General features: G+C 71.6%; 8 protein-coding genes and 1 pseudogene. 5 read left to right on the top strand and 4 right to left on the bottom strand.

What is annotated here, in order from left to right; all coding sequences use genetic code 11:
• Positions 1 to 84: 84 nt before the first annotated feature.
• Positions 85 to 417 (bottom strand): annotated as a pseudogene (locus BM339_RS30210) (zinc-binding dehydrogenase); the annotation flags it as partial.
• Positions 418 to 638: 221 nt separating this feature from the next.
• On the opposite strand from BM339_RS30210, the gene BM339_RS30205 reads away from it, so the two are divergent.
• Positions 639 to 2,009: an erythromycin esterase family protein gene (locus tag BM339_RS30205; protein WP_177287817.1), complete on the top strand. Its 1,371-nt coding sequence runs from the start codon at positions 639 to 641 to the stop codon at positions 2,007 to 2,009.
• Positions 2,010 to 2,145: 136 nt separating this feature from the next.
• Positions 2,146 to 3,714: an OmpA family protein gene (locus tag BM339_RS30200; protein WP_143118662.1), complete on the top strand. Its 1,569-nt coding sequence runs from the start codon at positions 2,146 to 2,148 to the stop codon at positions 3,712 to 3,714.
• 7 nt (positions 3,715 to 3,721) lie between these two features.
• On the opposite strand, the gene BM339_RS30195 is transcribed toward BM339_RS30200, so the two are convergent.
• From BM339_RS30195 to BM339_RS30185, 3 genes are all read right to left on the bottom strand, one after another.
• Complete coding sequence (locus BM339_RS30195; RefSeq protein WP_075023048.1) at positions 3,722 to 7,180, bottom strand: nSTAND1 domain-containing NTPase; 3,459 nt, start codon at positions 7,178 to 7,180, stop codon at positions 3,722 to 3,724.
• Between the two features lie 182 nt (positions 7,181 to 7,362).
• Positions 7,363 to 9,465 carry an MMPL family transporter gene (locus BM339_RS30190; RefSeq protein WP_075023047.1) on the bottom strand — a complete coding sequence of 701 codons (2,103 nt, stop codon included), beginning with the start codon at positions 9,463 to 9,465 and terminating at the stop codon, positions 7,363 to 7,365.
• A gap of 158 nt (positions 9,466 to 9,623) precedes the next feature.
• The gene (locus BM339_RS30185) at positions 9,624 to 10,277 is read right to left on the bottom strand and encodes a PadR family transcriptional regulator (protein ID WP_075023046.1); all 654 of its coding nucleotides are present in this window, start codon (positions 10,275 to 10,277) and stop codon (positions 9,624 to 9,626) included.
• A 161-nt stretch (positions 10,278 to 10,438) separates the two neighbouring features.
• Here BM339_RS30185 and BM339_RS30180 point away from each other — a divergent pair, with 161 nt between their 5' ends.
• The 3 genes from BM339_RS30180 to BM339_RS30170 are packed head-to-tail and all read left to right on the top strand — an operon-like array spanning position 10,439 to position 13,444.
• Entirely contained in the window at positions 10,439 to 11,026 is a 588-nt protein-coding gene (locus BM339_RS30180) for a flavin reductase family protein (RefSeq protein ID WP_021591882.1), read from the top strand.
• Positions 11,019 to 11,453 (top strand): cupin domain-containing protein, encoded by a 435-nt coding sequence (locus BM339_RS30175; protein WP_177287816.1) that lies wholly within the window; start codon positions 11,019 to 11,021, stop codon positions 11,451 to 11,453. The genes BM339_RS30180 and BM339_RS30175 overlap by 8 nt, the downstream gene beginning before the upstream one ends.
• The gene (locus BM339_RS30170; protein WP_075023044.1) at positions 11,450 to 13,444 is read left to right on the top strand and encodes an acetoacetate--CoA ligase; all 1,995 of its coding nucleotides are present in this window, start codon (positions 11,450 to 11,452) and stop codon (positions 13,442 to 13,444) included. Before BM339_RS30175 ends, BM339_RS30170 begins: the two co-directional genes overlap by 4 nt.
• The last annotated feature ends 52 nt before the right edge of the window (positions 13,445 to 13,496 follow it).

Here is a 13,496-nt window from a genome sequence, read left to right as displayed (position 1 = left end):
GGAGTTTTGCGGCGAGTGCGGGGACGTCCTTGAGGGCGGCGTCGTTGACCACGGTGCGCAGTTCGTCGGCCGTGAAAAGGTCGTTCAGCGTGACCAGGCTTCGTGGCGCAAGGCGATCGGGGCGTTCACCGAACCGACGCCCAGCAGCGAGACGTTGCGCAGGATGAAGGGCATCACCGTCGCCGGCAGCCCCGGGCCGCCGGCCAGGCCGCAGGCCGCGACCGCCCCGCCGTAGCGGACCTGGGAGAGCACGTTGGCCAGGGTGGGCCCGCCGACGCTGTCGATTCCGGCGGCCCACCGCTGCTTGGCCAGGGGTTTCGGCTCGCCGGTGAGCGACTCGCGCTCCACGACCGCGGCGGCCCCGACCTCCTTCAGGTAGGCGTGCTCCTTCTGCTTGCCGGTCGCGGCGTGGACCTCGTATCTGCACCCTCATCCACCTCCACGACCCCGGCCACCTGTGGCTGTGAAACACGATCAGCGCCGCCACGAACACCCTCGTCCACCCCGGCCGACGCCCGGCGGGCGGTGTGTACGGCGTTGGGGGTATTTGCGGAGTCTCCCGTGGGCGGATGTGGTGGGACGGACCTTGCGGCCAACGTGTGCGGCATCGCAGCACAGCCAGCTGGAAGGAATCCGCCATGAAACAGCGCACAGCGTTGCGGTTCGTCGCATCCGCCGCCGGGACGGTCGTTCTGTTCTCGGGTGTCGGCCTCACCGCGCAGGCGTCCGCCGAGACGGCCGCGCGTCCCGCAGCCGCGTCCACCGTCCTGGAGACGCGGGCGGTGACCGCTTGGATCGAGAGGAACGCGCATCGGCTCGGGACGGTCGATCCGGCTGCGCCGCTGGACGACCTGGAGCCCCTGCGGCGTTCGGTGGGGAACGCCTCGATCGTCGGCCTGGGCGAGCCGCAGCACGGGCTGCGGGAGGTGACCGCTCTCAAGCACCGCACCTTGCGCTACCTGGTGGAGCGGATGGGGTTCCGGTCCATCGCCTGGGAGGACGACTGGACGCTCGGCCTGGAGATCGACCGGTACGTCCGCACCGGCGAGGGGGACATCGACGCGCTCCTGCGGCGGACGAGCGGCGCCTGGGCCAACCGCGACACGGCGGACGCGCTCACCTGGCTGCGCGACTTCAACAAGGGACGCAAGAAGAGCGACCAGGTCAGGTTCGTGGGCGTGGAGTACTACACGACCTGGCTCCCGGCCTACGACATCGTCGACGCGCACGTCGCGAAGGCCGCGCCGTCGCTCGTCCCCGAACTGCGAAGGCACATGGAGTGGCTCCGGCCGACGAAGCCGGACGCCTGGGCCCACGCCCGCTGGTACATGAACGAGGTGAAGGACAAGAAGCCGTACGTCGAGCACGCCCGCGACCTGTACGACATGGTCGAGCGACTGCCGCACCGGCCCGGCGACCGGGCGTACTCGCTGGCGGTGCACGCCGCCAAGCAGATCCGCTCCTTCTATCTCAACTACTACATTCCGCGTCAGACGTCCTATGCCTTCCGGGACGCCCGCGCGGCGGAGAACCTGCGCTGGTGGCGCGGCCGTCACCACGGCAAGGTCGTGTACTGGGCGGCCACCCCGCACACCGCCGTCGCTCCGGGCATGCGCCTGTTCAGCCCGGAGCAGGGCGAGATGGCCTTCGCGAGCGTCGGGTCGTACCTGCGCCGTTGGTTCGGGGACGGCTACCGGTCGATCGGGTTCACCTTCGACCACGGGACGATCGCCGGGGAAAGCGGGACGGTCGAGATGCCGCCGCCGCGCGAGGGGTGGGTCGAGCGCCCGTTCGGTCAGGCCACCCGCTTCGACCAGCTGCTCATGGACCTGCGCGTGGACGCGCCCGCGCCGGTGCGCGAGTGGCTGCGGTCTCCGATCGCCACGCGCGGTATCGCCACCGAGACCCCTGAACTTCCCTACGACTCCTACGCCACCGGCGGCACCGTGCGGCAGTGGTTCGACCTGGTCGTCCACCGCCAGGCGGTCACCCCCGCACGACCGCTCTAAAAGTCGGGGCGCGGGGCGGGGGTTGTGCAGGCAAGAGGCCCCTTGGTGCACAACATCCTCGGAGGTAGCTTCCCTGCGGTCACTAGCAGGCCCCCACCATTCGAGGACTCCCGTGCGCGTCATCAGCACCACGTCCATGAAGTCAATGCGTCTCGCGACCCTGTCCGTGGGGCTCGGGTTGGCGCTCACCGCCTGTCCCGGAGGAGACGGAGAAAAGGAGAAAGGGGGCGGCGGGTCAGGCGCCTCGTCCGAGGCGACCCTCGGCCGGAGAGATGCCGTCATCGCCCGCGAAGGGCTCTTCGGCGGGCTGTCCATCACCGACACCCGGGCCAGCAAGTACCGCTTGGAGGTGCTCGGCCTTGAGCGGCGGGGCGAGTTCACGAAGCTGCGGGTGGCGGTCAACTACCTGGACGAAGGCGGCAGGGGAAGCAACCTCGGCTTCGGCGGCTATGAGCTGCTCGATCCGGTGGGCCGCAAGCTGTACAAGGCGATGGCCCACTACGAGCTGAGCCCCCGCGAGCTGTTCTTCACCAGGGGCGTCCGGTACGAGTCGGACATCTGGTTCCCCGCCCTTCCGTCCACGGTCAAGCAGGTCTCGGTGTTGACGCCGGGCAGCACCTCGGAGCTGCCCGGCGTCACGGTGACCGACGGCCCGGCCGCGCCGCCGCCGGGAGCGACGCCGCCGGGCCCCACCGTCTCCGGGACCGCCGGTCCGGAGCCGGGCCAGACCAAGGTGTACGCCGTCGAGCCGCCGGCCCCGGGCACCGAGCCCGTCGTCAAGGACCTCTACGACCAGATCGACGGGGAGAGCGGAACGTCGACGACCGGTGCCGGGACGCAGATCGAGGGCCTGCGCAGCGACGTCCTGTTCGCCTTCGACTCGGACAGGCTCTCCGGTAAGGCCCAGGGCATCCTCGACAAGATCGCGCAGGAGATGGCCCAGCGTGCCGACCCCTCCAAGCCGGTGACGATCGAGGGCCACACCGACGGCAAGGGCACCCGGAGCTACAACCAGAGCCTCTCGGAGCGCCGCGCGAGGGCGGTGCAGGCGGCGATCGCGCCCAAGCTCGGGCAGGTGCGGTTCGCGGTCTCGGGCAAGGGGGCGGACGAGCCGCTGGTCGAGGAGGAGAAGAACGGCGCCGACGATCCCCAGGCCCGAGCCCGCAACCGGCGGGTCGAGATCTCCTACGGCCTCAAGGCCGGGGACCCCGGAGCCGCCGGAGGGACGGGCGGCGGCGCGGCGGGCGCGGGACGTCCCGCGGAGTTCCGGGCGGCCCCGGGCGGGGTCGTCGCCGAGCGCCGGGCCGACGGCCGCAACAGCATCGGCGAGCCGGTGCCGTTCCGGCTGCGCGTCCACCCCTTCTACCGGGACGGCGCCTTCCTGGTCGGGGTGGTGGAGGCGACCAGCGAGGCCGAGGGGGTCGAGCCGGCCGCCTTCGGCGGCGAAGGGATCTTCGGCGGTCAGGGGGTGAACGGGTTCAGCGTCACCGACGGCTCGGGGAAGACCTACCTGCCGGTGCGCACCGCTCCCCAGGGAAGCGAGGAGGAAGGGACGTACGTCGGCTCGGCCATCATGTACTGGCGGCCGAAGACGCCGTACCGCTCGTACGTCTACCTGACGGCGCCGCCCGCCGGGACCAAGACCGTCACGCTCGACGCCGTGAGCTTCGGCAAGATCCCGAACATCCCCGTCTTCGGCGGATAGGGGCGGTTCAGCGGAGTGCGGAGACGGTGGCGGCGGCGCGGCGGAGGTCGAGGTCCCACGTGGTGATCGTCTGGTCTCCGCCGGAGGACAGCAGGGTCCGGTCGTCCCGGCTGAAGTCCAGGCCGAGGACCACGTCGGAATGGCCCGTGAGGACGGCCCATTTCGAGCGCCGGGAAACGTCCCAGACGACCACCGTGCGGTCGAGCCCGGCGGTGGCGAGCCGGCGGCCGGACGGGCTGAACGCGATCGCCCGTATCTCGGCCGCGTGGCCGCGCAGCCGGCCTGCCCGGCGGCGGTGGCGCAGGTCCCACAGCAGGACCTCGCCGCCGCCCCCGCCCGCGGCGAGGAGCCGCCCGTCCGGGCTGATCGCGATGCTCGCCACCCTGCCGGGGTGTCCGGGCAGGACGGCCGTCCGCTGCCGGCGTTGCACGTCCCAGAGCGTCACCGCGCGGTCGTCGTCGCCGGTGGCGAGCATCCGCCCGTGCGGGCCGAACGCGAGGCCCTTCACCAGCGGCCGGCCCCGTTTCAGCACGGCGGTCCGCCGGCGGGTGGGCACGTCCCAGAGGATGAGGGCGCCGCTCTGGTCCGCCGCGGCGAGCGTCCTCCCGTCCGGGGCGAGGTCGAGGGCGTAGATCTTGTCGGTGTGGCCGCGCAGCGTGCCGACGCGTCGGCGGTCCCGCCAGATGTGGATCAGGGCGTCGTCGCCGCCCGTGACGACCAGCCCGGAACCGTGGTCCACCACGGCGGCACCGCGAGGATGCGCGGAGACGGTGGCGGCCGGGCGCCGCGACGCCGTGTCCCACCAGCGCAGGCCGCCGTCCTGGCCCACGGAGACGAACCCCTTCCCGCCGGGATCGAGGGCGATGTCGTTGACCCAGTCGGTGTGGCCGATGTACGGCGTGCGCCGCAGGTCCCAGACGAGGGTGGTCTGGTCGAGCGCGGCCGAGGCGATCCGGTTCCCGTCGGGGCTCACGGCGATGTCGTAGATCCCGCCGCTGTGCCCGGTGAGCGTGGTGATGTTCGTTCGGGAGGCGGTCTCCCAGAGCTTGACGGTCCGGTCGTATCCACTGGAGACGAGCGTCCGCCCGCCGTCGGTGAAGGCCAGCGCCGAGATCGTGTCGGTATGCTGCATCCGCCGTGCCGGGCCTCGCTCCTCACCGCTCTCCAGGTCCAGCAGGTGGACCTCGTCGTCGTCGCCCGCGGCGGCCAGCGACCGGCCGTCCGGGCTGAAGGCGACGGCGGTGAGCAGGGCGTCGCCGACCTTCACCGTCCGGACCCGGTCGTCGTCCGGACGCCAGAGCGCGACGCGGCCGTCGTCGCCCGCGATCGCCACCGTGCGGCCGTCGGGGGCGTAGGCCACCTCCGTCGTCAGGCCGCCGTGGCCGTCGATCGCGTCGACCTCGCGGCCGGTGGCGACGTCCCAGACGGCGGCCGTGCGGGCCGCGCCCGCCGCGGCGAGCCGGCGGCCGTCGGGGCTGAAGGCCAGGCCGTCCAGAACGCCCGCCATCCTCATCCGGCGCACCGGGACGTGGTCCGACGTCCGCCACAGCGTGATCACGCCGCCGAGGTCCGCGGTCGCGAGCAGGCGCCCGTCCGGGCTGTACTCCAGGATGCGGACCGCGCCCCCGGACGACGCGAACCGGGCGCGCGGGACGCGCCGCTCCGGATCCCATGTGATCACGGCGCCGTCCTGGCCGCCGGTCGCGAGCTCCCGGCCGTCCGGGCTGAACGCCACCGACTTGACCATGCCCGCGTGCCCGGCCAACCGGTACTGGTACGGCTGCCGTCCCGCGATGCTCAGCAGGGCGCCGCGGGCGTCCAGCGTGGGCGCCGTCCGGTGGGCTCGCACCGCGCGGTCGGCGGCGCCGGGGACGTCCGCGGGCAGCCGCGCCATGGCCTCGGCGGCCAGCTGGCGGGACCGGGCGCGCCGGCGCTGGTCGTCGGCCTCGACCCGTTCGGTGACCGCCACCGTCCCGGCTCCCGTCGCGACGAGCAGCAGCACCGACAGCGCCGCCACCAAGCCCTGGAGGGTGCGCGTGCGGTGTTCGGCGGCGGCCCTCCTGGCCTGCTCCGCGGCGATGGACGCGTCCAGGAAGGCGCGCTCGCGCACGGTGAGGTCGTCCGGGTGGGCGTCCGCCCACTCGGTCGTCGCGTCCAGCCGCGCGCCCTGGTGGAGGTCCCCCTCGTCGCGTCCCATCGCCTCCCACTCGACGGCGGCGACGCCGAGCCTGCGGTGCAGGCGCAGTCCCTCCTGGTCCGCGGAGATCCAGTCCCGCAGCCGCGGCCAGGTCCGGATCAGCGCCTCGTGCGCGATCTCAACGGTGTCCCCGTCGATGGCGACCAGCCGCGCGCCGGCCAGCCGCTCGATGAGGGCGCCGTCCCCCTCTGACCGGTGGGCGGGCCGCCGCGTGCCGTGGCCGGGTCCCGTCTCGGTGACGTTGACCATCCGGAGCAGTAATCGCCGGGCGGCCTGCCGTTCCGCCTCCGGGAGCGTCCGGTAGACGCTCTCGGCGGTGTCCGCGATCGCGCCGTGGACGCCGCCCGCGGCGTCGTAGCCCGCGAGCGTGAGGTTCTTGCCCTTGCGCCGCTTCCACGTCTCCAGGAGGGCATGGGAGATCAGCGGCAGCGCGCCCGGCTCGGTGCCGGCGTCCTGGATCACCCGCGCCACCAGCGCGGGCTCGACCATCAGCCCGGCGTTCGCGGCGGGTTTGACGATCGCCTCGCGCAGGTCCTCGCCGCGCATCGAGCCGACCAGCACGCTCGCGTTCCGCAGGGCCGCGGTCAGCCCCGGATGCTCGGCGCAGTGCCCGTAGAAGTCGGCCCGCACCGCGATGACCACCCGTCCCGGACGGTCGAGCAGGGCGTCGACGAGCGCGTGGCGCTCGGACACGTCCGGGTGGAGCGTGAAGACCTCCTCGAACTGGTCGACGATCAGCGCCTCGGCCTCCGGAAGCGGCTCGGGCGCCCCGGGCGTGACGACCGCCGCCCCCGGGCCGAGGCGCGGGACGACCCCCGCCCGCAGCAGCGACGACTTCCCGCTCCCCGACGGCCCGAACACGGCGACGAACCGGTTCCGGTCGAGGCGGGCCAGGATCTCGTCCACCAGCTCCGCACGGCCGAAGAACCTCCCGGCGTCCTCCGCCTCGTACCGGGACAGCCCCAGGTACGGCGGCTCGGCCGCGTGCTCCTCCGTCTCCCCAGCGAGCTCGCGGCGCACGTCGTGCCAGGCGCGCCGCCATCGCTCCCGGTCGCCGTCGCAGGCCTCGACGTAGGCGAGGGCGACCTGGAGGCTGGGGAGCCGCTCCCCCCGTGCCGCCGCGGCCAGCGCCGACGCGGAGAACCGGGTCGCCTCGGCCAGTTGCCGGTAGCCGGGCTCACCCGCCTGCCGCCGCAGCTCGCGCAGCTCGTGGGCGAACCGCTGGAGGGGGCCGGCGTCCGGGTCGAGCGCGCGCTCGGGACGGGGCACGGCCGGGATTCCTTTCCACCGGAGCGTCGCGCGGGCCGTGCCCCCGTTGCCACGCGGCCACGGTCCACACAGGGGCCAATGGTCACCAGATGTCACCGACGCCATACTTTACGGCGTCCGCCCTCATATGGAAGGACCCACTTGAACGCATCCGGCTGTCCCGACCCGGCCCGGCCGCGAGGTCAGGTTCGCCTGCGGGCCGGCCGCGAGGGCCACCAGATGACCCGGCCCAGGTCGTAGGAGGCGGCGGGGACGAGCAGCGCCCGGACGACGAACGTGTCGATCAGGATGCCGACGACGATGATGAACCCGATCTGCGCCAGCGGGACGAACGGCAGCACCCCGAACAGCGAGAACACCACGCCGAGGACCACGCCCGCCGAGGTGATCACACCGCCGGTCGTGGTCAGCCCCCGGACGAGGGCCTGCCGGGTGTCACCGAGGCGCACGGCCTCCTCCCTCACCCGGGCCATCAGGAAGATGGTGTAGTCCACCCCCACGGCGATGAGGAACACGACGCAGAACAGCGGCAGCGACGCGTCCGTGGCGGGGAAGTCGAAGACCCGGTTGAAGAAGATCGCCGAGAGCCCGAGGGCGGCGGCGGCGCTCAGCACGACCGTGGCCATGAGCAGCAGCGGGGCCACCAGCGCCCGCAGCAGCGCCATGATCAGCAGCAGCACCGTCACCAGCACGAGCGGGATGACCGTTCGCAGGTCCGCCCAGCCCGCGTCGACGGTGTCGATGGCGATCGCGGTGCTGCCGCCCACGCGGGCGTCGGCGTCGACCGCGTGGGCGGCCGTCCGCAGGCGTTCGACGGTGTCCCCCGCCGCGGAGCTGTCGGGGGCGTCCACCAGGGTCGCCTGCAGCAGCACCCGGCCGTCGACGACCTTCGGCGGCCCGCCGGGCCGGTCGGACAGGGCCGTGACGCTCTGCACCCCGGGCACCGCCCGCGACACCCGGGCCAGCTCGCCCTGAGCCGCGGCCGGTCCCACGATGAGCGCCGGGACGCCCGAACCGGCCGGATAGTGCCGGGCCAGGACGTCCAGGCCGACGACCGAGTCCGGCTTGTCGCCGAGGAACTGCTCGCTCATCGGGGAGCCGGACGCCTTGAAGCCCGGCATGAAAAGGGCCGGCACGACCAGGACCGCCGCCGTGCCCGCCCAGATCGTCCGGGGACGCCGGGAGATGGCGCCCGCCGCCCGGCCCCAGATGCCGCGCTCCAGCCTGTGTTCGGAGCCGTACCGGGGACGCAGCGGCCAGAAGGCGACCCGGCCGAGCAGGGCGAGCACCGCCGGAAGGAAGGTGAACGTCGCGACCAGCGAGGCGAGGATGCCCAGCGCGAGGACGGGCCCGTATCCGCGGTTGGAGCTCAGCTCGGACAGCAGCAGGCACATCATCGCGATGATCACCGTGATGCCGGAGGCGATGATCGCCGGAGCCGAGCGGCGCACCGACACCATGATCGCCTCGTACGCGGACTCCCGGTCGCGCAGCTCCTCCCGGTACCGGCCGACGATCAGCAGCGCGTAGTCGGTCGCCGCGCCGATGCAGATCAGCAGCAGCGCCCCCTGGCTCTGCCCGTTGAGGTCGATGAGGTCCTCGCGGGCGAGGAAGTACACCACCACCGACGCCAGGGTCTGCGCCAGCTGCGCCGAGGTCAGCACCACGACCGGGAGGATGACGCTGCGGTAGACCAGCACCAGGATGACGAACACGACGACGGTGGCGATGACCAGCAGCCGCACGTCGGCGCCCTCGAAGATGCCGGCCAAGTCGCCTTCCATGCCGCCCGGCCCGGTGACATGGGCGGTGAGGCCGGGATGGCTCCGCGCCCGCTCCCGGATCTCCTGCACGGCACCGGGCAGCTGGGACGCGTCCCCCGTCGTCGACAGGGGCACCACGATCTGCAGCGCGCGCCCGTCGGCCGACGGGATCGGCCCGGATATCCGGCCGGCGACGCCCTCCACGGACGCCAGGGCGCGCTGGTCCCCGGCCACCGCCGCCCGGTCGCCGGCGGTGATGCCGGAGTCGCGGACGTACACCACCACGGCCGGCGTCTGCTCCTCGCCGAAGAAGTCCGGCTCGATCTGCGCGACCTGGGTCGCCTCCGCGCCCGCGGGCAGGAACGAGGCGTTGTCGTTCTTGACGACGTCACCCAGCATGCCCGCGTAGCTTCCGCCCGCGCCCAGGAACACCAGCCATCCGGCGATGAGCAGTACGGGCACCGGCCACCGGCGGTAACGCCGGCCGCCTCCCTTCGCCGGGTTCTCTCTGCGATTACGCATGTCTCCTCGCAATTCGGATCGCACAGGTCGCGAACCGAACCGGAGGGACCGCGGACTATCCTGGAAGACGCCACCTTGCAGCCGGAATCCGTTTCACGGTTCGGTTCGAGGTACTCCCCGGCGCGGTGTTGCCGCACCGCGCCGGGGATCTTTCGGGGTTACGTCGTTTCGGGGCCGGCCCCCCTCTCCGCCAGCTCGGCCAGGTCGGGCGGCACGTCACCGGTCCGGTGGAACTCCCGCCAGATCTCCAGGCCCGGAAACGAGCCCTCGGCGATCTCGTCCGCCAGCCCGCGCGCCCAGCGCAGTTCGGCCGTGCGCACGGCCAGCTCGTACTCGGTCTCGATGAGGAACAGCCGGGGAATCTGCCCCGCCTGCTCCGCCAGCTCCGCCTCGGTCGTGGCGATCCGCTCCTCCAGCGTGCCGGCGCGCGCCCGCAGCAGGCCGACGGCCTCGTCGGGCGACAGCACCGAGAGCACGGACAGCCCGGCCTTGAACCTGCTCTCCTCCCGCTGGGTCTCGCCGACCAGCTCGCGGACCCAGTCCACGAGCTCCGCCCGTCCCGCCTCGGTGATGCGGTAGACGGTCCGTTCGGGGCGGGCGCCCTGCCGCTCGCTGTGGACGGCCTCCACGAAGCCGTACTTCTCCAGGTTCTGGACGACCCGGTACAGCGATCCCCACTTGATCGCCATGTCGTCGTCCTTGCCCCGGGCGCGCAGCAACGACGCGACCTCGTAGGGGTACATGGGCCTGGTCATGAGGGTCGACAGGACGGCCAGCCCGAGCAGGTTGGACACCTTGCGACGCTTGACCATGACCCACCACCAATACTCCGATGCGAGTATACGCATCGGAGTTAGGCGCCACAACGCCCTTCACGGACTGCGGCAGTTCCGTCGGCAGACCTCACGGTCGACGACATCGAGTCGAGGTGAGCGCCGTCGCAGGATGAGTGGAGCGACGTAAGGAGGTTGGTTTGGGCACCGAACTCGGATCCGCGATCCCACCCGGGGACACCCGCCAGGCGACCCGTGCACCGGTGACGCCGGCGGCCCCGCCGGCAGATCACCACGGGCTGCGCGACGTCCTCGCACGCTTCGCGAGCGGCGTGACCATCACGACCACGCGTCGCGTCGGCGGCGAGCCCATCGGCATCACGGCCAGTTCGTTCTCGGCCCTGTCCCTCGAACCAGCGCTCGTGCTCGTCTGCGTCGCGCGTTCGGCACTCAGCTTCCCGTTCTTCAACGACTGCGCCACCTTCGGCATCTCGATCCTTGCCGAGGGCCAGGCCGACGTCGCTCTGCGGTACGCGACGGCCGGGGCGCTGAAGTTCACCGACGAGGACCATTTCGTCGGCGCCGCTTCGGGTGTGCCCCTGATCCATGGCGCGCTCGCGCACATCGAGTGCGAGCGTCACCAGTCGCTACCGGGCGGCGACCACATCATCCTGATCGGCCGGGTGGTGCACTCCGCCCGCACATCGGGACGGCCGCTCCTCAACTTCAACCGCACGTTCGGAGAGTTCACCCAAGCAAGCCGCGACGAGCGAGATGCAGATGACTGAGAACCCAGATGCCGCCGGTGTGGTGGTCGTTCGATCGGCCGACGTGGCCAGGGAGACAGACTACGAGGCGACGATGCCTCACGAGTTCGGCATCGGACCGCACACCGGTTCCGCACGGCTGAACGTGCACGCTGCTTATCTCCCGCCGGGAGCGCGTACCCGCGCCCACTACCACCTCCACTCGGACGCCGCCGGCTACGTGCTCGAAGGCCGCCTACGGCTCGTCACGTGGAATGAGGATTACGAACGGCTGGAGCAGGAGGTGTCCGCTGGCGATTACCTCTATGTCCCTCGCGGCGTGATCCACCAGTTCGTCAACGCCAGCGACACCGAGCGATTCGGGGTGCTCGGCATCTACAACGACGGGCTCTACGACGGGAACGGCCGTCCCGCCGGCAAGTTCTACACCGAACCGCCGCTGTCATGAGCACGACCTCGATCGGGACGAGCGCCGAGCCCCGCGTTCTGTGGACGCCGCCGCAAGAGCGAGTGGCCAAGAGCCGCATGGTGGACTTCGCCGCGTGGTGGTCCGAGCGACTGGGCCGTCCGTTGGAGACCTATCAAGAGCTGTGGAACGCCTCAGTCGCGGACATCGGGCGGTTCTGGGCTGATCTCGCTCTCTACTTCGATGTGACGACAAGCCTCGCCCCGGGCGCCGCCCTCGTCTCCGGTCAGATGCCCGGTGCCCGCTGGTTTCCCGATGCCGAGCTGAACTTCGCCGAGCTCGCGCTACGCGGCTTCGAGGACCGCGACATCGCCGTCGTGACACTGGTCGAGGGCGGTGAGCCTGTCGAGGTCACGGCCGGGGAACTCAGGCGCCAGGCCGGTGCGCTGGCACGGACTCTCGTGGACCTCGGGGTGCGGCCCGGGGACCGGGTGGCGGCCTACCTGCCCAACACCCTGCCGGCCCTAATCGGCCTGCTCGCCAGCGCTTCCATCGGGGCAGTCTGGGCGGTATGCGCTCCCGACTTCGGACCGGAGAGCGTGCTGGATCGCCTGGGCCAGCTCGAACCGGCAGTGCTGATCGCCGCGGACGGATATGTGTACGGAGGCCGGGTCCACGACCGCACCGATGAGGCACTGGCCGTCCACGGCGGGCTTCCCGCGCGCACGCAGTTGATCTGGGTCGATGCTCATCGTCCAGGCTCCGTCCCGGACGATGCCGTCAGGTGGTGGGAGGCTGTCGCCAAGGAGCCGCTGAGCCCTCGGCCTCTACCGTTCGATCATCCGCTGTGGGTTCTTTTCTCCTCCGGGACGACCGGCATACCGAAAGGCATCGTCCACGGGCACGGCGGCGTCGCGCTGGAGCAACTGAAGACCGCGGCCCTGCACATGGATCTCGGGAAAGGCGACCGGTTCTTCTGGTACACCTCCACCGCATGGATGGTCTGGAACGTCGTGGCGTCCTCCCTCCTTTCCGGCGCGACCGCCGTTCTCTACGACGGAAGCCCCCACCACCCAGAACTCGACGCGCAGTGGGCGCTTGCGGAGAAGCTGTCGTTGACCTACCTGGGCACCGGTGCGGGGTACTTGACGGCCTGCACCCAGAAAGATCTACGCCCCGGCTCGAAGTTCGACCTTTCGCGCCTCCGTTCAGTGGGGTCGACCGGGTCGCCGTTGCCCGCCGACGCGGCACGGTGGGTCTATCGATCCGTTTCGAGCGACGTGTACCTCAGCTCGACCACCGGTGGCACCGATGTGGCCACCGGGTTCATCGGGGGCGCGCCGCTCCTGCCCGTCTACGCCGGCGCGCTGTCCGGGCCGATGCTGGGTGCGGCGATCGACTGCTGGGACGCTCAAGGACGCCCGCTCATCGGCGCGGAAGGCGAACTCGTCATCACCGAGCCGATGCCATCAATGCCTCTCTACTTCTGGAACGACCCGGACGGGCAGAGGTACCGCGCCGCATACTTCGACCAGTTTCCCAATGTCTGGAGACACGGGGATCGGGTTCTCTTGACGTCCGAGAGGGCGGCGATCGTGTCGGGAAGGTCCGACGCCACGCTCAACCGCGGCGGCGTAAGGACGGGCACCGCCGAAATATACGCGGCGATCGGTCACATCGCCGCGATCCGGGAATCCCTCGTGCTCGGCGTTGAGGAGGGCGACGGCGACTACTGGATGCCGCTGTTCGTCGTCCTGGAGGAAGGACGGCAGCTCGATGACGGCCTGCGGGCAGAGGTGTCCGCGGCCGTCGCCGAGAAGGTCAGCCGGCGGCACGTTCCCGACGACATCATCGTCGTGCGCGCGCTGCCGCATACGCGCACGGGAAAGAAGATCGAGGTTCCGCTCAAACGCATGTTCCAGGGAGTCGCGATGGAGGACGCCGTGAACATCGGCAGCATCGACGACGCCACCGCCCTGCGCGAGTTCGCGGAGATGGCGAAGCGGCGACTCACGAGGCGGTCTGTGAAGTGAGCGAACAGTCCTTGTTCGTCCCTCGGCCGGCCGGCCAGGTCCGATCGGTGGC

This window comes from Actinomadura madurae (assembly GCF_900115095.1).
GTDB lineage: Bacteria > Actinomycetota > Actinomycetes > Streptosporangiales > Streptosporangiaceae > Spirillospora > Spirillospora madurae.
This window is presented reverse-complemented; position numbering and strand designations above follow the sequence as displayed.

Excerpts from the sequence above, each read along its gene's own strand:
- BM339_RS30175 (WP_177287816.1), top strand. The coding sequence starts at position 11,019 with ATGACTGAGAACCCAGATGCCGCCGGTGTGGTGGTCGTTCGATCGGCC.
- BM339_RS30190 (WP_075023047.1), bottom strand. The coding sequence starts at position 9,465 with ATGCGTAATCGCAGAGAGAACCCGGCGAAGGGAGGCGGCCGGCGTTAC.
- BM339_RS30200 (WP_143118662.1), top strand. The coding sequence starts at position 2,146 with ATGAAGTCAATGCGTCTCGCGACCCTGTCCGTGGGGCTCGGGTTGGCG.
- BM339_RS30170 (WP_075023044.1), top strand. The coding sequence starts at position 11,450 with ATGAGCACGACCTCGATCGGGACGAGCGCCGAGCCCCGCGTTCTGTGG.
- BM339_RS30185 (WP_075023046.1), bottom strand. The coding sequence starts at position 10,277 with ATGGTCAAGCGTCGCAAGGTGTCCAACCTGCTCGGGCTGGCCGTCCTG.
- BM339_RS30205 (WP_177287817.1), top strand. The coding sequence starts at position 639 with ATGAAACAGCGCACAGCGTTGCGGTTCGTCGCATCCGCCGCCGGGACG.